The organism is Corynebacterium sp. LK2590, from assembly GCF_040946105.1.
Taxonomy (GTDB): domain Bacteria; phylum Actinomycetota; class Actinomycetes; order Mycobacteriales; family Mycobacteriaceae; genus Corynebacterium.
The window spans coordinates 217,945-237,171 of the sequence record NZ_JAYWMH010000002.1; the positions used below are offsets into that span (position 1 = coordinate 217,945).

19 protein-coding genes are annotated in these 19,227 nt (G+C 66.7%); 13 read left to right on the forward strand and 6 right to left on the reverse strand.

Annotated features, from left to right (window positions below):
* Positions 1–16: 16 nt before the first annotated feature.
* Genes dapE through VVR85_RS03720 form a run of 7 tightly spaced genes read left to right on the forward strand, consistent with a single transcriptional unit; the run spans position 17 to position 4,904 of the window.
* Positions 17–1,120 carry a succinyl-diaminopimelate desuccinylase gene (gene dapE, locus VVR85_RS03690; protein WP_368519605.1) on the forward strand — a complete coding sequence of 368 codons (1,104 nt, stop codon included), beginning with the start codon at positions 17–19 and terminating at the stop codon, positions 1,118–1,120.
* Positions 1,121–1,162: 42 nt separating this feature from the next.
* A complete protein-coding gene (locus tag VVR85_RS03695) occupies positions 1,163–1,954 on the forward strand; it encodes a TIGR00730 family Rossman fold protein (protein ID WP_368519606.1) in 792 nt (263 codons plus the stop codon).
* Between the two features lie 4 nt (positions 1,955–1,958).
* Positions 1,959–2,798: a dihydropteroate synthase gene (gene folP / locus VVR85_RS03700; protein WP_368519607.1), complete on the forward strand. Its 840-nt coding sequence runs from the start codon at positions 1,959–1,961 to the stop codon at positions 2,796–2,798.
* Positions 2,795–3,538 carry a glucosyl-3-phosphoglycerate synthase gene (locus VVR85_RS03705; RefSeq protein WP_368519608.1) on the forward strand — a complete coding sequence of 248 codons (744 nt, stop codon included), beginning with the start codon at positions 2,795–2,797 and terminating at the stop codon, positions 3,536–3,538. The genes folP and VVR85_RS03705 overlap by 4 nt, the downstream gene beginning before the upstream one ends.
* Positions 3,535–3,822, forward strand: a complete 288-nt coding sequence (locus tag VVR85_RS03710) for a cell division protein DivIVA (RefSeq protein WP_368519609.1) — start codon at positions 3,535–3,537, stop codon at positions 3,820–3,822. The genes VVR85_RS03705 and VVR85_RS03710 overlap by 4 nt, the downstream gene beginning before the upstream one ends.
* Before the next feature lie 44 nt (positions 3,823–3,866).
* Positions 3,867–4,034, forward strand: coding sequence for a DUF3117 domain-containing protein (locus VVR85_RS03715; RefSeq protein ID WP_070769414.1), 168 nt, complete (start codon positions 3,867–3,869; stop codon positions 4,032–4,034).
* Between the two features lie 9 nt (positions 4,035–4,043).
* Positions 4,044–4,904 (forward strand): methyltransferase domain-containing protein, encoded by an 861-nt coding sequence (locus VVR85_RS03720; RefSeq protein WP_368519610.1) that lies wholly within the window; start codon positions 4,044–4,046, stop codon positions 4,902–4,904.
* Between the two features lie 14 nt (positions 4,905–4,918).
* Here VVR85_RS03720 and VVR85_RS03725 read toward each other — a convergent pair whose 3' ends face one another.
* Together VVR85_RS03725 and glgA are read right to left on the reverse strand one after the other, a co-directional pair.
* Positions 4,919–6,337: a GH32 C-terminal domain-containing protein gene (locus VVR85_RS03725; protein ID WP_368519797.1), complete on the reverse strand. Its 1,419-nt coding sequence runs from the start codon at positions 6,335–6,337 to the stop codon at positions 4,919–4,921.
* 23 nt (positions 6,338–6,360) lie between these two features.
* Positions 6,361–7,515 (reverse strand): glycogen synthase, encoded by a 1,155-nt coding sequence (glgA, locus tag VVR85_RS03730; RefSeq protein WP_368519611.1) that lies wholly within the window; start codon positions 7,513–7,515, stop codon positions 6,361–6,363.
* A 109-nt stretch (positions 7,516–7,624) separates the two neighbouring features.
* Here glgA and glgC point away from each other — a divergent pair, with 109 nt between their 5' ends.
* The gene (gene glgC / locus VVR85_RS03735) at positions 7,625–8,842 is read left to right on the forward strand and encodes a glucose-1-phosphate adenylyltransferase (RefSeq protein WP_368519612.1); all 1,218 of its coding nucleotides are present in this window, start codon (positions 7,625–7,627) and stop codon (positions 8,840–8,842) included.
* On the opposite strand, the gene VVR85_RS03740 is transcribed toward glgC, so the two are convergent.
* On the reverse strand, positions 8,839–9,510 hold the full coding sequence (locus VVR85_RS03740) for an O-methyltransferase (RefSeq protein ID WP_368519613.1): 672 nt from the start codon (positions 9,508–9,510) through the stop codon (positions 8,839–8,841). The genes glgC and VVR85_RS03740 overlap by 4 nt on opposite strands.
* Positions 9,511–9,624: 114 nt before the next feature.
* On the opposite strand from VVR85_RS03740, the gene sigE reads away from it, so the two are divergent.
* The 3 genes from sigE (at position 9,625) to VVR85_RS03755 (ending at position 11,344) form a co-directional block, all read left to right on the forward strand.
* Entirely contained in the window at positions 9,625–10,233 is a 609-nt protein-coding gene (gene sigE / locus VVR85_RS03745) for an RNA polymerase sigma factor SigE (protein WP_368519614.1), read from the forward strand.
* A 140-nt stretch (positions 10,234–10,373) separates the two neighbouring features.
* Positions 10,374–10,781: a zf-HC2 domain-containing protein gene (locus VVR85_RS03750; protein ID WP_409338180.1), complete on the forward strand. Its 408-nt coding sequence runs from the start codon at positions 10,374–10,376 to the stop codon at positions 10,779–10,781.
* Between the two features lie 5 nt (positions 10,782–10,786).
* A complete protein-coding gene (locus VVR85_RS03755; protein ID WP_368519615.1) occupies positions 10,787–11,344 on the forward strand; it encodes a twin-arginine translocase TatA/TatE family subunit in 558 nt (185 codons plus the stop codon).
* Between the two features lie 3 nt (positions 11,345–11,347).
* Here VVR85_RS03755 and VVR85_RS03760 read toward each other — a convergent pair whose 3' ends face one another.
* The gene (locus VVR85_RS03760; protein WP_368519616.1) at positions 11,348–12,484 is read right to left on the reverse strand and encodes a P-loop NTPase; all 1,137 of its coding nucleotides are present in this window, start codon (positions 12,482–12,484) and stop codon (positions 11,348–11,350) included.
* 91 nt (positions 12,485–12,575) lie between these two features.
* Between VVR85_RS03760 and VVR85_RS03765 the strand changes: the two genes are divergently transcribed.
* Positions 12,576–13,280 carry a hypothetical protein gene (locus VVR85_RS03765; RefSeq protein ID WP_368519617.1) on the forward strand — a complete coding sequence of 235 codons (705 nt, stop codon included), beginning with the start codon at positions 12,576–12,578 and terminating at the stop codon, positions 13,278–13,280.
* A gap of 134 nt (positions 13,281–13,414) precedes the next feature.
* Positions 13,415–14,443 carry an HNH endonuclease signature motif containing protein gene (locus VVR85_RS03770; protein ID WP_368519618.1) on the forward strand — a complete coding sequence of 343 codons (1,029 nt, stop codon included), beginning with the start codon at positions 13,415–13,417 and terminating at the stop codon, positions 14,441–14,443.
* 87 nt (positions 14,444–14,530) lie between these two features.
* On the opposite strand, the gene VVR85_RS03775 is transcribed toward VVR85_RS03770, so the two are convergent.
* The gene (locus VVR85_RS03775) at positions 14,531–18,274 is read right to left on the reverse strand and encodes a multifunctional oxoglutarate decarboxylase/oxoglutarate dehydrogenase thiamine pyrophosphate-binding subunit/dihydrolipoyllysine-residue succinyltransferase subunit (protein ID WP_368519619.1); all 3,744 of its coding nucleotides are present in this window, start codon (positions 18,272–18,274) and stop codon (positions 14,531–14,533) included.
* 144 nt (positions 18,275–18,418) lie between these two features.
* Complete coding sequence (locus tag VVR85_RS03780; protein WP_368519620.1) at positions 18,419–19,186, reverse strand: hypothetical protein; 768 nt, start codon at positions 19,184–19,186, stop codon at positions 18,419–18,421.
* Positions 19,187–19,227 lie beyond the last annotated feature (41 nt).

A 19,227-nucleotide genomic window follows, 5' to 3' on the forward strand; every position in this document is an offset into this window, starting at 1 on the left:
GGTAGCATGGCCGGTTGTGAGTACTCCGAAGCCGAATTACCTAGATCTGCTGACCTGCTCAGTCGAGCTGACGAAGCAGCTCGTGGACATCCCCAGCCCCTCCCACCACGAGGAAGCCATCGCGGATGCGATTGAGGCCGCCCTCCGCGACATCGAGGAGGTGGAGGTCGTTCGCTTCGGCAACACGGTCTGTGCCCGCACCCACCGCGGGCTGGATTCCCGCGTGGTCCTGGCCGGGCACGTGGACACGGTCCCGCTGGCCGACAACGTGCCGCATCACATGGATGGCGAGACGATGTTCGGCTGCGGCACGGTCGACATGAAGTCCGGCCTGGCCGTCTACCTGCACACCTTTGCCACCCTGGCTAACGATGCCTCCTTGGCCCACGATCTCACCTTCATCGCCTACGAGGGGGAGGAGGTCGCCACCGAATACAACGGCCTGGGCCACATCCAGCGCGACAACCCGGAGTGGCTGGCCGGGGACCTGGCGCTGCTGGGTGAGCCCTCCGGCGGGATGATCGAGGCCGGCTGCCAGGGCAGCATCCGCCTGCGGGTCACCGCCCGCGGCACCCGCGCGCACTCGGCACGGGCCTGGCTCGGCTCGAACGCCGCCCACACCCTGGCCCCGGTCATCAACAACATCGCCGCCTATCAGCCGCGCGACGTCGAAATCGACGGCTGCGTGTATAAGGAAGGCATCAACATCGTGCACCTAGAGGCCGGGGTGGCGACCAACACCATCCCGGACGAGGCGTGGCTGTTTGTCAACTACCGCTTCGCGCCCGATCGCAGCTCGGAGGAGGCCATGGCCCACCTGCGCGAGGTCCTCGGCGAGCACGAGAACATCGACATCGAGGTCGACGACGTCGCCGGGCCCGCGCTGCCCGGCCTGGGCCAGCCCGCGGCCGCCGCGCTTATCGATGCCGTCGGCGGCCAGGTTCGCGCCAAGTACGGCTGGACCGACGTGGCCCGTTTCTCCGAGATGGGCACCCCGGCGGTGAACTTCGGCTGCGGTGATCCCGGTTTCGCGCACAAGCCGGACGAGCAGTGCCCGGTAGACCAGATCACCTCGGTCGCCAGCGTCCTGCGCCAGTACCTGACCAGCACGAACTCTTAAGAGAAAACTCTTAAAAGACAGATAGAAAGGGAGCCGTTGTCGATGGCACCGCAGAAAAACAATCAGAAGCACCTTTCTGAGAATTACCACCGCACCCTGCGCGGGCCGCTGCTGCTGCGCACCGAAGGCGAGCAGGAGTCGACCTACGACCAGCGCCTGCTGCAGTCGGGCGCCGACCACGAGTGGCAGCACGCTGATCCGTGGCGCGTGCTGCGCATCCAGGGCGAGTTTGTGGCCGGCTTCGACGCGCTGTCGAAGCTGCCCAAGGCCGTCACCGTCTTCGGCTCGGCGCGCACGCCGGAGGACGCCCCTTCCTACGCCCAGGCCGTCGAGCTGGGCAACAAGCTAGTCGGCGCGGACTACGCCGTCATCACCGGCGGTGGCCCCGGCATCATGGAGGCCGCCAACCGCGGCGCGCACGAGGCCGGCGGCATGTCTATCGGCTTGGGCATCGAGCTGCCCTTCGAGCAGGGCCTGAACCAGTACGTCGACCTGGGGCTGAACTTCCGCTATTTCTTCGCCCGCAAGACTATGTTCTTGAAGTACTCCCAGGCTTTCGTTTGCCTGCCGGGCGGGATGGGCACCATGGACGAGTTCTTCGAGGTCGCCTGCATGGTCCAGACCGGCAAGGTGACGAACTACCCGATCGTCCTGCTCGACACCGAGTACTGGTCCGGCCTGGTGGAGTGGATGCAAAAGCGCCTGGTTGCTGACGGCTATATCAACGAGACCGACCTGGACCTGTTCCTGGTTACGGATTCGGTGGACGAGGCCGTCGAGCACATCGTCAGCGCGCACGCCATCATGACCGACGGGCGCATCCGCGATCTCTAGCCCCATGCACAACCACGCTATCGCCGAGGTCATGGCGATTATCAACCGCACCCCGGATTCTTTCTACGACCAGGGCAGCACCTTCGAGCTGGACCGCGCCCTGGCCCGCTGCGAGCAGGTCGTTGCGGAGGGGGCATCGATAGTCGATGTCGGTGGCGTCAAAGCCGGGCCCGGCACGCAGGTCGATGCCGCCGAAGAGATCGACCGCGTCGTGCCCACCATCGCGGCCATCGCCGAGCGCTACCCGGACGTCGTCGTCTCCGTAGACACCTGGCGTTCCGAGGTCGCCGAGGCCGCCATCGCCGCCGGGGCCCGACTGGTCAACGACACCTGGGCGGGCTTTGACCCGCAGCTCATCGAGGTCGCCGGCCAGCACCGCGTCGGCTACGTCTGCTCGCACACCGGCGGGATCACCCCGCGCACCCGCCCGCACCGCGTGCACTTCGACGACGTGGTCGCCGACGTCATCGCAGAGACCACCGCCTTGGCCGAGAAGGCCGCGGGTCTAGGCTGCCCGGAGGAGCTGGTCTTTATCGACCCCACGCACGACTTCGGCAAGAATACTTTCCACGGGCTCGAGCTGCTACGGCGTATCGACGAGGTCGTGGCGACCGGCTGGCCGGTGCTCATGGCGTTGTCGAACAAGGACTTCGTGGGCGAGACCGTCGGACGCGGGGTGGGCGAGCGCGTCGCCGGGACGCTAGCGGCCACGGCCTGGGCCGCAGCCCGCGGGGTGGCGGCCTTCCGCGTGCACGAGGTCGCCGCAACCGTCGACGTCATCCGCATGACCGCGGCGATCGCGGGGGAGGTGGCCCCGCTGGCCACGACGCGAGGGCTGGCATGAAAGTCTCCGTTGTCATCCCGGCGCTCAACGAGGAAGCCACCGTGGCCCGGGTGGTTGCCGCCTGCCTGGCCGACTGTCCGCACGAGGTCTTGGTCATCGACGCCGACTCCACCGACGAGACCGCGAAAGAGGCCGCCCGCGCCGGGGCCACGGTGCTCAACTGGCGCGCGGTGCTGGGGGGCATTGCGCCCGTGCCCGGCAAGGGCGAGTCGCTGTGGCGCGGGGTCGCCGCCGCGAGCGGCGACGTCGTGGTCTTCGTCGACGCCGACCTGGACTCCGCCGAACCCGGCATGGTCAACGCCCTCGCCCGGCCCTTCCAGGACCCGGGGATTCACTTGGTCAAGGCCCACTACGAGCGCACCTTAGGGGCACAAGCCACCGGCGGCGGGCGGGTGACGGAGCTTAGCGCCAAGCCCCTGCTGCGCCTGTTCTTCCCGGAGCTAGCCGATATCTACCAGCCGCTGGGAGGCGAGTACGCCCTGCGGCGAGCGAGTGCGGTGCAGCTTCCCTTCGTTGCCGACTACGGGGTCGAGGCCGGCCTGCTGATTGATGTCTGGCGGGCCTATGGGAGGGCATCGATAGCGCAGGTGCCGCTGGCCCCGCGGCGCCACCGCAACAAGCCGCTGGAGCAGCTGGGACCGATGGCGGACGTGGTGGCGCAGACCATCCTGGCCCGCGCCGGGGCGGGAGTGCCTGAGGTGGCCGAGCGGCCTGCGCTTGCTGGTATCCTCAAACCATGATTTCTTGGCTCGTGCTGATTGTGGTGCTGGGCGCCCTCGTCGTCGTGGGCGCCTGGCTGTGGGGCAAGCTGGTAGGTCCCGGGCCCGTCATGGAGGCCGTCCCCAACCCGGCGGCCGCCGATGAGCACAACGATGCCGCCCTCGCCGCCGGCAACTACGCCGAGCTGGAGTTCGACGTCGCCCGCCACGGCTACCGCCAGGACCAAGTCGACCGCGTGATAGCCGCCCTTAGCACCGAGCTGGAAAGGTACCGGGCCGCTACCCCGGATGTGAATAAAGGATAGACTGGGAAGAAGCAGTAATCCTTTGTAAAGAAAGTGTGGAAACCATGGCAGCTATGAAACCTCGTACCACGGGCGGAGCGATGGAAGCGGTGGAAGAATCGCGCAAGATTGTCATGCGGATCCCCTCCGACGGCGGCGGGCGAATCGTCATCGAACTGTCCAAGGAAGAGGCGGCGGAGCTCGGTTCGTTGCTGACCGAAGTCGCCAGCTAGAGTAGGTCTATGCTTTCCGACATCATTGATCTTTTGGCGGATCCCGCCGACGGAAGTGCCCTGCAGGGCGCAGACGAGTTTTCCCGCCTCGTGTCTGAGTCTGGACACAGCTACGACGTAGCCAAGCAGGGCTACGTCACCCTCGCGGCCGGGGCGGGGCTCAAACACCAGGGCGATGACATGGACATGGTCAACGCCCGCGAAACCTACCTGGCCAGGGGGCATTTCGCCCCCTTCGTGGAGGCGGTGACCGGCAGCATCCAGGACGTCGTGGAGCCGGTGGCTGACGATGTCGCCCCGAGCATCCTCGAGGTCGGTGCCGGCACCGGCTACTACCTGGCGCACACGCTCGACTCCATTGCGGGTTCGCGCGGCGTGGGCCTGGATATCTCCCCGCACGCGGCCAAGCACCTGGCCAAGGCCCACCCGCGGATCGGCGCCGTGGTCGCCGACGTCTGGGAGCGCCTGCCGCTGCGCGATAACAGCGTGCACGCCATCTCCGTGGTTTTCGCCCCGCGCAACCCGGCCGAATTCCGCCGCATCCTGGCCCCGGGCGGCCAGGTCGTTGTGCTGACCCCCGAGGTCGGCCACCTCGACGAGCTGCGCGAGCCGCTGGGCATCCTGGGCGTGGAAGAGGGCAAGATCGACCGCATGTACGAGCAGGCCAGCGGCTACCTCGAGCAGGCCGCCGACCCGGTGGATATCTCTTTCCCCATCACCCTGGACAAGGAATCCATCCGCGACCAGGTGGGGATGAGCCCGTCGGCGCGGCACATCAGCGCCGCCGAACTCGACGAGCGCCTAGCGGCCCTGCCGACGACGCTGTCGGTCACCGCCCGCGCCCGCCTCGACCGCCTGCGCGCGGTCTAGCCCGGCCGGTTCTCCTAAGAGCCGGCGCGCTCCCACTCGCGCAGGATTTCGGCGTCGCCGCTGGTGCGCAGGCCGCTGCAGCCGCCGGTGAAGTAGACGCGCGAGGCCATGGCCACCTGGCCGCCGTCGGCGAAGACCTCGACGGTAGAGCCATCGATGATGATGGTCAGCGAGTCGGAGTCGTCCTCGGCGAGGGAGGCGGCGGCGGGGGCATCGTCGGCGTAGAGATCCTGGAACTTGGAGCAGCGCTTAAGGCTGAGCTCCTCGCCGGAGTGGGTCACGACCGCGGCCGGATCCCCGTCGGCGTCGAGCAGTTCGACCGTCAGGTGGGAGCCGGCCGGCACGTTGAGCAGACCCACCCAGGAACGCGCCCGGGAGGACTCGGCAACCGCGTCCGGCAGGCCCACGGCCGGGGTCTGGAAGAGCTTGCCGCCCTGCAGGGTGACGTGCCGCGGCAGGGAGAGCACGTTGGCCCAGCCTTCCTCGGTGAAGGAGGGGTGCGTGGTGGCATCGTCGGCGCGGCCCTGGCCGTTCATGAGACCGAACAGGCGCGACTGCTCGAAGCGCTGCTGCTGGTCGACCGTGCCCGGCATGTAGTTCGTGGTGCGCGGGCGGGTGAAATCGTGCCCGAAGTCCAGCTGCTGGAAGCCGGTACGTACGTTAAACACGGTGCCCTCCAGGCGCCCGACCAGGTAGCCGGAGACTTCTCGGTCGCCGCGCTCGATGGTCACTAGCAGGACGTCGTAGATGTGGTCGTCGACCTGATCGCGCAGGCGGATGATGCGCGGGGAGACGACCGGGGGCAGGTCCCCGCCGGCGCTCCAGCCGGACAGGCCGGTGTCGCCGTCGAAGGTCAGCGGGCCGGAAAAGGTCCAGGAGGTGCCGTCCTCGGAGTGGAGGATGACCGGCTGCGGGGTTTCCGTGGTGCCGGTCAGCGCCAGCATGATCCAGCCGGCGTGCCCCTCGTCGCGGTCGGCCTCGGCCCAGCCGGGCACGACGCAGGGGGAGCGGAACCGGGAGAAATCGGTGGTGTCGGAGGCGACGGTGCCCACCCGCTGGATGGCCGCGTCCAGGGTGGACGGGTCGTCGGAGACCTCGCAGACGCGGTCGAAGTCCTTGTCTTGGGCCAGGGCCACGGTGCTGCCCGTCGACGTCACGGAGGTGAAGTACAGGTTCACGCCGGCATCGACTGCCGCGACGGCGCCGGCGCGCAGCGTGATTTCGCCGCCGGCGGGGGCGAGCACGTCGTCGCACTCCAACCAGTCGAAGGGCATGTCCTCGGAGAAGACATGGCCCCACCGGGCGCCCTGCCCGGGCTGCGCGCGGTACTGGAAGTACAGGTGCCAGGTCGTGCCGTCGAGCAGCGCCCCGGCGGGAGCGTCCAGGATTCCGCTTTCCGGAGCGAAGTGAAGCTCAGGATGGTGAATGTGGATTGGCAAGAAAAACTCCTTAAAACTCAGACCAGCGAGCGGTAGATATCGACCGTTTGTTGTGCGATTGCCGCCCAGGAAAACTCCTCCACGGCGCGCTGCCGGCCGGCCTCGCCGTAGCGGCGGGCGCGGTCGGGGTCGGCGGCGAGGTCGTTGACGGCCTGGGCCAGATCCGCCTCGAAGGTGGCGGCGTCGTCGGCGTCGTAGGGCACCAGAGTACCCGTAATCCCGTCGCGGACGACTTCCGGAATGCCGCCGACGCGCGAGGCGACGACCGCGGTGCCGCACGCCATGGCCTCGAGGTTAACGATTCCCAGCGGCTCGTAGATGGACGGGCACACGAAAATATCCGCGCCGGTGTAGACCTGCTGGACGCGGTCGTGGTCGAGCATCTCTTGGACCCAGAAGACGCCGTCGCGCTCAGCGCGCAGCGTGTCCACTAAGGCCTGGGTGCGCTCGGCGATCTCCGGGGTATCGGGGGCGCCGGCGCACAGAACGAGCTGGATGCCCGGGTCGAAGGAGCGGGCGGCGCGCAGCAGGTGCTCCACGCCCTTCTGGCGGGTAATCCGGCCCACGAAGGCGACCACCGGCCGCTGGCTGTCCACGCCCAGCTGTGCCAGGTAGTCGCCGTGGCGCGGCTGCCAGCGCTGCGTATCGATGCCGTTGAGCACCACGTGCACCTTGCCGGCGTCGATGTGCGGGTAGGCGTCCAGGATGGAGTCCTTCATGCCCGCAGAGACGGCGATGACGGCGTCGGCGGATTCCATGGCGTTGCGCTCGGACCAGCTGGAGATGTCGTAGCCGCCGCCCAGCTGCTCGCGCTTCCACGGGCGGTGCGGCTCCAAGGAGTGGGCGGTGACCACGTGCGGGATGCCGTAGAGCAGCCCCGCCAGGTGGCCGCCCAGGCCGGAATACCAGGTGTGCGAGTGCACCACGTCCAGGTTGTCGGCCGCGTGCGCCATCCGCAGGCCGGTCGACAGGGTCTGTAGGGCGGGGTTGGCGTCGTTCAGCGCGCTGTCGGGGCCGTGGGCAAAGACCCCGGCCTCAGCGCGGTCGGCGCCCATGCAGTGGACGTCGACGTCGATGATGTCGCGCATGAAGCGGGTCAGCTCGGCGACGTGGACCCCGGCGCCGCCGTAGACCTCGGGAGGGTATTCCTTGGAAAAGATTCCGGCTCTCATACCCTCCCAGAATAATGATTAATGCCGCGCCGCGCACCGAAGGTAAACAGGGGGTAAATACTAGCCATTTCCGCTGCGTAGTTTCGATACTGCGGATAGGTTGGAGGTTGTGAGAAGCCAGCCTAACGTCCTTGCCATCGTCCTCGCGGGCGGAGAGGGCAAACGCCTCTTTCCGTTGACGGAAGACCGCGCCAAACCCGCCGTGCCTTTCGGCGGCTCCTACCGACTCGTCGACTTCGTCTTGTCGAATCTGGTCAACGCCCGTTTCTTGAAGATCGCGGTGCTGACCCAGTACAAGTCGCACTCGCTCGACCGCCACATCTCCCAAGCCTGGAACCTGTCCGGGCCCACGCCGCAGTACATCGCCTCCGTGCCCGCGCAGCAGCGGCGCGGCAAGCGCTGGTACAACGGCTCGGCCGACGCGATCGTCCAGTCGCTGAACCTCATCTACGACGAGAAGCCCGACTACGTCATCGTCTTCGGCGCCGACCACGTCTACCGCATGGACCCGGCGCAGATGGTCGACGAGCACATCGCGACCGGCCTGGACTGCTCCGTCGCCGGCATCCGCGTGCCCCGCTCCGAGGCCAGCGCCTTCGGCTGCATCCAGGCCGACGGCATGGGCACTATCACCGAGTTCGTCGAAAAGCCGGCCGATCCGCCGTCCACCCCCGACGACCCGACGCAGACCTATGCCTCCATGGGCAACTACGTCTTCACCGCCCAGGCGCTTATCGATGCCCTCCTGGCCGACGAGGACAACCCCGACTCCGCGCACGACATGGGCGGCGACATCATCCCGTACTTCGTGGAGCGCGGCCAGGCCCACGTCTACGATTTCATGTCTAACCAAGTACCCGGCTCTACCGAGCGCGACCACGGCTACTGGCGCGACGTGGGAACAATTGACTCCTTCTACGAGGCGCACATGGATCTCATCTCCGTGCACCCCATCTTCAACCTGTACAACCGGCACTGGCCCATCCACTCGACGGATGATTCCAACTTCCCGCCGGCGAAGTTCGTGCAAAACGGTATCGCGCAGTCGTCGATGGTGGCCCCGGGCTGCATCATCTCCGGCGGCACGGTGCGCAACTCGGTGCTGGCCTCCGACGTGCACGTCGCCGACGGCGCGACCGTGGAGGGTTCCGTGCTGCTGCCGGGCGTGCGCGTCGGCCGCGGGGCCGTGGTGCGGCACGCCATCCTGGACAAGAACGTCGAGGTAGGCGAGGGCGCCATCATCGGCGTCGACGCGGAGCGCGACGCCGAGCGCTTCCAGATTTCGGCCGGCGGCGTGGTCGTCGTCGGCAAGAACCAGCGCGTTTAGAGCTTCGTCACGAGCGTGACCCCGCCGCCCAGCGGCAGGCGGGTGACCACGGCGTCCTCGAGCTCGCGGATGGCGGCGTCGGCCTGGCGGGCGGACTGGGTGGCCCGATCCGTGCGGGAGCTATCGCCCAAGGTCCCGTCCAGGAGGGCATTCGGCAGGATCAGGGTGCCGTGCGGGGATAGGAGGGGCCAGGCGGCATCGACTAGCGCGGGCAGGTCCAGGCTGTGCACGTCGGCGTAGATGACCTGGTAGGACTCGCTGGCCAGGCGGCTCATGACGTCGAGCGGGCGCGACGGCAGGTAACGCACGCGGCTGGGCGGGTAACCGGCCTCGCGGAAGGAGGCCTTGGCCGCGGCCTGGTGCTCGGCCTCCGGGTCGATGCAGGTCAGCGAACCCGACTCGGACAGGCCCTCCAAAACGTAGAGGCCGACGACCGCCGCGGCCGGGGAAATGACAATAGCTTGGGCTTTCGGCGTGGCCGCGTGCCCCGTCGAGGCGGCGGCGAGGGTGCTAATCAGCTGGCCCAGCGACTCGTCGGGCAGCGGCAGGGAATACTCCTGCGCGTGGTCGCGGGCGTGCGCCAGCGCCTCCGAGGGCGCGGAGGTCGAGCCGATATAGGATTGCAATGCGTCAAAAGCCGTAGTAGTCACGGCCTTCAGTCTAGGCATAATGCCGCGCTTAGGTGGGGATAACGCCCCGAGTTGTGGGTGGCAAAACGGCTAACAGCAAATGTACAGTCCACCGTCTGGAGTTTGGAAGAAAGATGTAGCACAATACTTGTTATGGCAAAAGAGTCACTCCCGTCGAACGATGCCCCCGCAAGCACCGCAGCTTTCGATGCCGGGCAGGCAGCCATGCCATCGTGGGCCGACTTGGTGGCCGAGCACGCCGACAGCGTCTACCGGCTGGCCTACCGCCTGTCCGGTAACCAGCACGACGCGGAGGACCTAACCCAGGAGACCTTCATGCGTGTGTTCCGGTCGCTGCACAACTACCAGCCGGGCACCTTCGAGGGCTGGCTGCACCGGATCACCACCAACCTCTTCCTGGACATGGTGCGCCACCGCGCGAAGATCCGCATGGAGGCCCTGCCCGAGGATTACGACCGCGTGCCGGGCAACGATATGACGCCCGAGCAGGCCTACACCGTGGCCAATCTGGACCCGGCCTTGCAGGCCGCGCTGGATTCGCTGAGCCCGGAGTTTCGTGTCGTCGTCGTGCTTTGCGACGTCGTGGGCATGAGCTACGACGAAATCGCCGAGACCCTGGGCGTGAAGATGGGCACTGTGCGCTCCCGCATCCACCGCGGCCGGTCCCAGCTGCGCGCGGCCATCGAGTCCGCCGCGGCTAACGATGCCGACGCTCGCCTCCTGCTTCCCACCAAGTCCTAGGAAAATTCCCTAGGCTGGTGTTAGGACTAGTGCTAGGTGGCAGAAAGGAGGCCAAAGCTGTGCACCCGCATGTTTCGCGTTTTTCTTCCTTGGGCGCGGCCGGAGCTGCCGGTTCGGCCGGAGCTGCTGGCGCGGCGGGGATTGCGCGGGCCCGCAAGATCCGCGACAAGGCTAAGGCGCGGGCCCGCCGCATGGACACCATCGGGCACTTGGGCCCCGAGGCGGTCGTGGCCTTCGTCGACGGCGAGATGGACCACAAGGCCGCTCACCGCGTGCGCGTGCACCTAGTACACTGCGCGGAATGCCGCCGCGAGGTCCACGTGCAGCGCGGCGCCTCGGAATGGGTGCGCATGTGCAACGTCGACCACCAGGTGCGCGCGCCGCATTCGCTGGTGGATAGGCTGACTAGCATCGCTAGCTCGGCGGTGGGGCCCGGCCCGGACGCCTCCACGCCGACCTACCATCCGGAACAGGATCTGCTCGACCGGCTGGAGATGATGGTGCGGGCCATCCGGCATAACCAGGGCCGTGGAGAAAGACTAGAGTAAGTCACGTGTTTTCGAATTTAGGCGTTACCGAGATCGTGGTGATCGTGCTGATCGCCGTCGTTGTCATCGGGCCGGAGCGGCTGCCCGGCGTGCTCCAGGACGTGCGCGCCGCGATTTTCGCCGCGCGGCGGGCGATCAACAACGCCAAGGCCGAGCTCAACGGCGAGGTGGGGGAGTTCTCCAAGGAGTTCGACGACCTGCGCGGGCCGCTCAACCAGGCCATGGAGTGGGGCCGGCTCGGGCCCCGCGGCGTGCTGACCAAGGCGCTGTTCGACGGCGACGATAGCGCCTGGGACGACTTCAACCCGAAGAAATTCTTAGACGAGCCGGCGGCGAAGGTCGAGCAGCGCGAGGAAAGCTACAGCCCGTACACCGACCAGCCGCGCGAAACCAATACCGCGGCGGCCGCGCAGGGCTTTGATTATTCGCAGATTTACGCTGCCGATGCCACCTCTGCCCCCGCGCCCGAGGAGAAGGCAGCACCGCAGCCTAAGCAGCAACCGCAGCCGAGTGAACGCCGCCCCGAGCAGACCTCGGGCTTTAGCTGGTCGGATATTACCTAGCGTTTAGTGCTGGGTAACGCCCAAGCCCAGCGGCTTGCCGGCCAGGGAATCCTTCCGCACCGCGATCTTGTCCGCGATGGCGGCCACCGCTTGCGCGGCAGCCGAGTCGGGGGCCTGCTCGAGGATCGGCACGCCGGCATCGCCGCCGGTGCGCAGCGCCGGATCCAGCGGAATCTGGCCCAGCAGCGGGACCTCGTGGCCCAAAAGGGTGCTCAGCCGGTCCGCGACGATCTGGCCGCCGCCGCTGCCGAAGATGTCCATCGTGGTGCCGTCCGGCATGACCATCGCGCCCATGTTCTCAATGACGCCGGCCACACGCTGGCGGGTCTGCTGGGAGATGGAGCCGGCGCGCTCGGCGACCTCCGCGGCCGCGGCCTGCGGGGTGGTGACGATGAGCAGCTCGGCGTTGGGGATGAGCTGGGCCACCGAGAGCGCGACATCGCCGGTGCCGGGAGGGAGATCCAGCAGCAGCACGTCGAGGTCGCCCCAGAAGACGTCGACCAGGAACTGCTGGAGGGCGCGGTGGAGCATCGGCCCGCGCCAGACGACCGGCGCGTTGCCCTCGACGAACTGGCCGATGGAGATGTGCTTAATATCGTGCGCGATGGGCGGCAGCAGCATCTCCTCGTCCAGCACGGTGGGGCCTGTCGTCGAGCCCAGCAGGCCGGGGACGGAGTGGCCGTAGATGTCGGCATCGATAATGCCTACCTTGAGGCTCTTGCGCTGCAGGGCGGAGGCCAGGTTGACGGTCACGGAGGACTTGCCGACGCCGCCCTTGCCCGAGGCCACCGCGAAGACGCGGGTGGTGGAATCGGGCTTCGCGAACGGGATTTCCGGCTCGGCCTTGCCGCCGCGGAGCTTCTTTTTGAGTTCGAGGCGCTGCTCGTCGTTCATCGCATCCAGCGTCACGGTGACGTTGCCAACGCCGTCGATGTCTTCCAACGCCGCCTGGGTGTTGGACTGGATGGTGTTTTTCATCGGGCAGCCGGCGATGGTCAGGTAGATTTCCACGGCGACGTCGTTGCCGTCGACGGAAATGGACTTGACCATGTCGAGTTCGGTAATCGGGCGCCCGATTTCAGGATCCTCTACGCGGGAGAGCGCGCTGCGGACAGCGGATTCGGTTAGTGCACTAGTCATATCATGAACCATCGTAGTAACCGGGCGGGGAAAATACACGTCGGGGCACGCCGTGTAAGATGACAGGGAATTTCAACGTTGGGAGGATTCGATGCGTGTGCAAGCCGGTGCCGCCTGTCTGGTGGCCGCGGTGGTGGCCTTGAGCGGGTGCGCGGACGCCGATCCGGGCAGCTCCGCCGACCCGCGGGAAGACGCGGACATCCGCATCCTGGTCGACTCGCAGGAGACGGAGGGCCAGGTCGTCGCCGAAATCTTCAAGCAGGCCTTCGCCCGCAACGACCGGCATGCCGAGCTAGTCGTCGAGGACAACACAGCCGGTTCCTCCCTGGTGGAAAAGATGGGCGAGGAAGGTAATTTCTGGGCCGCCTGCACCGGCGATGCCCTCTACGCCCTCGACCCCGACCGCGCCCGGGAGATGGCCGAAGATTTCGGCGCCGGCGAGGCCAGCCGGGACGAGGACCGCAACGGGCAGACGCACATCGCGATGATGGAATCGCTGCCGACCACGCTGACCACCGTCGACCCGTCGACCGCCCAGGGCTGCAGCGCGAGCCCCGCCAGCGAGCTGCCGCAGAACTACAGCCCCATCTTCACGAAGGGCCTGCTGGACCGGGAAGAAATGGAGATGCTGGGCTCGCTGTCGAAATTCCTGATCGAGCAGGACATCGACGAGTTGGTCGAGGAGGTCGAGACCGGTGACGGCGACATCGAGAAGGTCGTTTCCCGCTGGAGCCAGAACAGCGTCCCCGAAGGCGAGCTGGACGCGAACAGCGACTCGGATTCCACCGAAGAATAGCGCCCCGGAAAATAGCGCCCCGGCCTGTGGATAACTCCGCGGTATATGCGCCCGCATATAATTTGGGCCGGTTATCCACAGGCTAGCGCCCCGAATCCTTGAGCCGCGCCGCGCGGGCTGCTGTTCTAGGAGGCATGAACACAGAATTTGATCCAGACCGTTTAGAACGCACGCGGGCGTACTTCGGGGCGCGGGCGACGGGCATCGCCCTGCTGGAGGAAGTCCGCGGCGCGAGCGTCGACGACCTCGTGCAGCATGCCGGTGCCACGCGCGCCGGTGCCGAAGAGCTGCTGGGAGTGCGCGACCTCTTTTTCGGGGCCACCCGCTACCGTGGTCGCCAACGCCGGGCGCTAGCGTCTGCGCGCCGGATTGGCCACGACCTGGCGGTGCTGCTGGTGATCGCCTACCACGTGGGGCGGGCCCGCAAGCAGGACGACGCCTGGCGCATCTTCGAGGAACTTGCGGCCATTGCGGCGGACGAGGAGGCGATGGGGCGCATCGCTCGCCGCAAGGTGCGCGAGGCCAACCCCAGCCCAACCCGCACGCCCGGCGTCGAGCTGCGTCGCGGCAAGGACGGACTGTGGTCGTGGAAGATTACCGCGGACTCGGCGTTCATCGCGGACCTGCACGCCAACATCGACTCGGTCGACGACGCCCGCGCCGTCCTCTTAGGCGGCGGCGGGGCGGCCACACCGGCAATCACCAACGCGGTCATGGACATCAGCGACTTCGGTCGCCTGCTTAACGATGCCTCCTCCGGCGCCGAAGACATCGCCGTCCAGCTGACCAACGGCGCCGTCGTCAGCGGCGCCGAGCTGGTGCGGCGCAAGCTCAGCGAATTCGGTTTCGTCGGCCTGGTCGACCCAGTGCGCGGGCCGGTGAACCTCTACCGCATCGAACGCTTTGCCTCCGACAAGCAGCGGCGCCTGGCGCTGATTGAAAACCCGGTCTGCGCCTGGCCGGACTGCCTGGTGGGCGGGGATGAATGCCAGGTACACCACATACAGGCCTGGGAGCGGGGAGGGCCGACCAACATGGACAACCTGGTCACCTTGTGCCCGCACCACAACGGCGCGAATGATGACGCGGGGTGCGGCGGGCCGGCATCGCGGGGCAGGATGGCACGGGTGCGCGGAAAGACGGTGTGGATACCGCCCCGGTAGGTCCGCCTAGAAACAAAAAACCGACCCGCCGCCTCCCTAGCTGAGGGAGGGCAGCGGGCCGGCTAGTCGGCGTGCCTAGAGCGCGGTCTAGACGTCGAAGGCCTCATCGAGCAGGTTCTTCTGCTCGAGCTGGTGGACCTTGGACACGCCGGTGGCAGTCGAGGACTGCGCGCGGCGGGACACGCGGACCAGTTCCGGCATGTCCGGAATCAGCTCGCGCAGGTGCTCGTTGTAGAACGGCCACGGGCCCTGGTTGGCCGGCTCGTCCTGGACGAAGCGCACCTGGGTGGCGTTCGGGTAGGTCTCGAAGGCCTCGCGCAGGCGGTTGAACGGGATCGGGTGCAGCATCTCGACGCGCACGATGGCGATGTCGTCGCGGCCGTCCTTCTCCCGCTTCTTCTCCAGGTCGTAGTAGATCTTGCCGGAGCAGAGCATGATGGTCTTGACCTTGTCCGGGTCGCCGACAACCTTGCCGTCGTGGTCGACCTGGTTCGGGTCGTTGATGACCGAGCGGAAGGAGGTCACCTCGGTGAAGTCCTCCACCGCCGAGGTCGCCTGCTTGTTACGCAGCATGGACTTCGGGGTGAAAACGACCAGCGGACGCTTCATCGTGCCCAGTGCCTGGCGGCGCAGCAGGTGGAAGTGGTTGGCCGGGGTGGTCGGCTGCGCCACGGTCATCGAGCCCTCAGCGCACAGCTGCAGGTAGCGCTCGATACGGGCGGAGGAGTGGTCCGGGCCCTGGCCCTCGTAGCCGTGCGGCAGCAGCAGCACGAGCGAGGAGGTCTGGCCCCACTTGGCCTCGCCGGAGGCGACGTACTCATCGATGATGGTCTGCGCGCCGTTGGCGAAGTCGCCGAACTGGGCCTCCCAGGCCACCAGGGCGTCCTGGTTGCCCAGGGAGTAGCCGTACTCGAAGCCCATGCCGGCGTACTCGGTCAGGGCGGAGTTGTAGATGAGGAACTTGCCGCCGTTGCCCTTGGCGTCGGCCAGGTGGTTGAGCGGGTTGTACTCCTGGCCGGTCTCCGGGTCGAACAGGACTGCGTGGCGCTGGGTGAAGGTACCGCGGCGGGTATCCTCACCGGCGATACGGATGACCTTGCCGGAGTTTGCCAGGGAGCCGAAGGCGAGCAGCTCGCCCCAGGCCCAGTCGATGCCGCCTTCCTGCGCGGTCTTGGCCCGCTCCTTGGCGACCTTGGACACGCGCTTGTGCAGGTCGAAGCCCTCCGGCGGGTTGACGAAGGCCTGGCCCAGCTCGTTCATCTCCTCGGCGGTGATGGAGGTATCCAGACCGCGGGTCAGCTCCTGGGACGAGGTAATACCGGTCTGTTCCTGCGGGCCGGTCTTTTCGGCTTCCTTGACCTCGGTGAACACGGACTCCATCTGGTCGTGGAAGTCGCGGGCGGCGGCCTCGGCGTCTTCCGCCGAGAGATCGCCACGGCCGATGAGGTCCTCGGTGTAGGACTCGCGCACGCCCTTGTGGTCGTTGATGAGGTCGTAGAGAACCGGCTGGGTCATCGACGGGTCGTCGGCCTCGTTGTGGCCGCGCAGGCGGTAGCAGATGAGGTCGATGAAGACGTCCTTGCCGAACTGGCGGCGGTACTCGGTAGCCAGCTGGCCGACCCAGACGACGGCCTCCGGGTCGTCGCCGTTGACGTGGAAGACCGGGCAGTCGAAGCCCTTGGCCAGGTCGGTGGCGTAGTGGGTCGAGCGGCCGGAGTCCGGGGTGGTGGTGAAACCAATCTGGTTGTTGACCACGATGTGGATGGTGCCGCCGACGGTGTAGCCGCGCAGGTTGGACAGGTTGATGGTCTCCTGGACCACACCCAGGCCGGTGAAGGAGGCATCGCCGTGCAGCATCAGCGGGACGACGGAGTAGCCCTCGTCGCCCTGGTCGATGATGTCCTGCTTGGCGCGGGCCATACCGACCAGCACCGGGTCGACGGCCTCCAGGTGGGACGGGTTGGCGGTCAGGGAGACCTTAATCTCGCCGTCGCCGAACATCTGGAGGTGCTCGCCGCTGGCGCCCAGGTGGTACTTAACGTCGCCAGAGCCGCCCAGCTGGCCGCCGCGGTAGTTGCCGTCGAACTCTTCGAAGAGCTCGGCCAGCGGCTTGCCCACGATGTTGAACAGGACGTTCAGGCGGCCGCGGTGCGGCATGCCGATGACGACCTCGTCCAGGCCCTGGCCGGCGGCGGTGTCGATGATGGAGTCCATCAGCGGGATGAGGGACTCGGCGCCCTCCAGGGAGAAGCGCTTCTGGCCGACGTACTTGGTCTGCAGGAAGTTCTCGAAAGCCTCGGCGGCGTTGACCTTCTGCAGGATGTACTTCTGCTCGGCATTGGTCGGCTTGGGCATGCCGTCCTCGAGGCGATCTTGCAGCCAGCCGCGCTCGTCGCGATCGAGGATGTGGGCGTACTCGGAGCCGACCTTCAGGGTGTAGGCCGAACGCAGGCGGGACAGGACCTCGCGCAGCGTCATGGACTCCTTGCCGCCGAAGCCACCGACGTTGAAGGTGCGGTCCAGGTCCCAGATGGTCAGGCCGTGGGTGGCCATGTCCAGGTCGCGGTGATCCGGCGACGGCAGGCCCGGCTGGTGCCAGCCCAGCGGGTTGACGTCGGCCAGCAGGTGGCCGCGGGAACGGTAGGCCTCGATGAGCTGCATGACGCGGGTGTTCTTGTCCACGCCGGAGTTCGGGACGTCCTGGGCCCAGCGGAACGGCTGGTAGGGAACGCCCATCTCGGCGAAGAGCTCGTCCCAGAACTTGTCGTCGACCAGCAGCTGGCCGATGGTGCGCAGGAACTCACCGGACTCCGCGCCCTGGATGACGCGGTGGTCGTAGGTGGAGGTCAGCGTGACCAGACGGCCCACGCCCAGGTCCGCCAGGCGGTCGGCGGAAGCGCCGGCGAACTCGGCCGGGTAGTCCATGGAGCCGACACCGATGATGGAGCCGGAGCCCTTGGTCAGGCGGGCGATGGAGTGGCGCGTGCCGATGCCGCCCGGGTTGGTCAGGTTGATGGTCACGCCGGAGAAGTCGTCCATCGTCAGCTTGCCGTTGCGGGAACGGGTGACGATGTCCTCGTAGGCGTCGACGAACTCGGAAAAGCCCTTGTTTTCACATTCCTTGATGGCGGCGACGACCAGCGCGCGGGAGCCATCCTTCTGCGGCAGGTCGATGGCCAGGCCCAAGTTGATGTGCTCGGGCTGGACGACGGTCGGCTTGCCGTCGGAGACCTCGTAGCGCACGTTCATGGCCGGGTGGATCTGGGTGGCCTTAACCAGGGCGTAGCCGATGATGTGAGTAAAGGAGATCTTGCCACCGCGGGTGCGCTTGAGGTGGTCGTTGATCATGGAGCGGTTTTCCCACATGAGCTTGACCGGCATGTCGCGCACGGTGGTTGCGGTCGGGATCTCCAGGGACTCGTCCATGTTCTTGGCGATGGCCTTGAAGGTACCCTTCAGCGGCTTCTGGCCCGGTTCGGGGGTAGCGCCGATGCGATCCAGGGGTGAAGTCGGGGCCTTTTCCTTAGCCGGAGTGTTGGCCTTGGCGGATTCCTTCTGCGCCTTCTTTACACCCTTGGAGACCTCAGTCTCGCGGACGTTCTGCTTGGTCTTAGCAGTCGTGCCTTCAGATTCCTTGGGCGCCTTCGCCGGCTTGTCCTTCTTCGGCTGGGTCGACCCGGATTTGCCAGCGTCAGCCGACTTTTTGGGGGCGCCGTTGGCCTCGAAAAACTCCCGCCATTCCTTATCTACGGAGGATGGATCCTGGGAATACTGCTGGAACTGTTCGTCAATCAGCCACGCGTTGGGGCCGAATATATTCGACTTGCTCACGGCAGGTGCTCGCCTCTTTTCCTTTAGCTTTGTCGGGTAGTCACATCAACTTTAGTGGTAAACATCCACGGCGGGGGTAATGCCCCCAGCAAAGTGGTCCGTTCCCAATGATACGGGTCAACAGCTGGCTGACAATCCTGCTTCTTAATTGGTGATCGCGGGCAGCGGATCGAGGTTGGTGTGGGCGTGTTCGATGACCTGACGGGCCAGCTTGCGGTTGGCCACGGAGCCCAAAAACGCGCCGATTCCGAGCGGCATTAGCTTGGACACCCAGGCCCATTTGAAGCGCTTGGTGATCTGCTTGGTAAAGAGCTTGCCCAGGCGCGCGTTCATCCCGGACAGGGTAGGGGCGGAAAAACGCGTCAGCGATGCCGCGCTCGACAGGCTCGCCCCCTGGCCCAGGTCGCCGACGATGGTGTCGACGAGCGCCGAGCCCTTGGAACCGGTCAGCACCAACAGCACGAGCGCGCGCCTCTGCTCCTCGTTGCTGACATCGATGCCCCGCAGGTGCGCGGAGGCCAGGATGTACCAGGCCGCGGCCTCTAAGAAAACGAGCGAATCCGCCCCGATGGCGGCCGCGCCGGTGAAAAAGCCGACGCCCGGAACGGAGGCGGCCGCGCCGGCCCCGGCGCCCGTGCCCGTGGTGATGTTGCGGAAGTGCTTGTCGATAATCGCCTGGATCTGTTCCGGCGTGGCGTTCGGATTGCGCTTCTTGACCGACTCGACGTATTTGACGATGGTGCCGGCCTGGATCTTGACGGCCTTATCTAAAGACTTGAGCAGAGTGGCCGTCCACTTGTCGGCGTTGTCCGGATCAATGTCGTAGCGCTGCAGGTTGTCCGCGGCCTCTTCCGGGGTGACGGTAGCTACCGCGCCGTTGTCTTCTTTGTTTTTCTTACCAATTCCAAACACGTTTCGTCTCCTCCGATAAATAGGTCCTATACCACTCTAGG

What these genes read in the sequence shown, in the direction of transcription:
- glgA (WP_368519611.1), bottom strand. Translation starts at nt 7,515, where the DNA reads ATGAGAGCCGGAATCTTTTCCAAGGAATACCCTCCCGAGGTCTACGGC.
- VVR85_RS03740 (WP_368519613.1), bottom strand. Translation starts at nt 9,510, where the DNA reads ATGCCTAGACTGAAGGCCGTGACTACTACGGCTTTTGACGCATTGCAA.
- VVR85_RS03695 (WP_368519606.1), top strand. Translation starts at nt 1,163, where the DNA reads ATGGCACCGCAGAAAAACAATCAGAAGCACCTTTCTGAGAATTACCAC.
- VVR85_RS03765 (WP_368519617.1), top strand. Translation starts at nt 12,576, where the DNA reads ATGCGTGTGCAAGCCGGTGCCGCCTGTCTGGTGGCCGCGGTGGTGGCC.
- VVR85_RS03710 (WP_368519609.1), top strand. Translation starts at nt 3,535, where the DNA reads ATGATTTCTTGGCTCGTGCTGATTGTGGTGCTGGGCGCCCTCGTCGTC.
- sigE (WP_368519614.1), top strand. Translation starts at nt 9,625, where the DNA reads ATGGCAAAAGAGTCACTCCCGTCGAACGATGCCCCCGCAAGCACCGCA.
- VVR85_RS03705 (WP_368519608.1), top strand. Translation starts at nt 2,795, where the DNA reads ATGAAAGTCTCCGTTGTCATCCCGGCGCTCAACGAGGAAGCCACCGTG.
- VVR85_RS03720 (WP_368519610.1), top strand. Translation starts at nt 4,044, where the DNA reads ATGCTTTCCGACATCATTGATCTTTTGGCGGATCCCGCCGACGGAAGT.
- folP (WP_368519607.1), top strand. Translation starts at nt 1,959, where the DNA reads ATGCACAACCACGCTATCGCCGAGGTCATGGCGATTATCAACCGCACC.
- VVR85_RS03715 (WP_070769414.1), top strand. Translation starts at nt 3,867, where the DNA reads ATGGCAGCTATGAAACCTCGTACCACGGGCGGAGCGATGGAAGCGGTG.
- VVR85_RS03760 (WP_368519616.1), bottom strand. Translation starts at nt 12,484, where the DNA reads ATGACTAGTGCACTAACCGAATCCGCTGTCCGCAGCGCGCTCTCCCGC.
- VVR85_RS03770 (WP_368519618.1), top strand. Translation starts at nt 13,415, where the DNA reads ATGAACACAGAATTTGATCCAGACCGTTTAGAACGCACGCGGGCGTAC.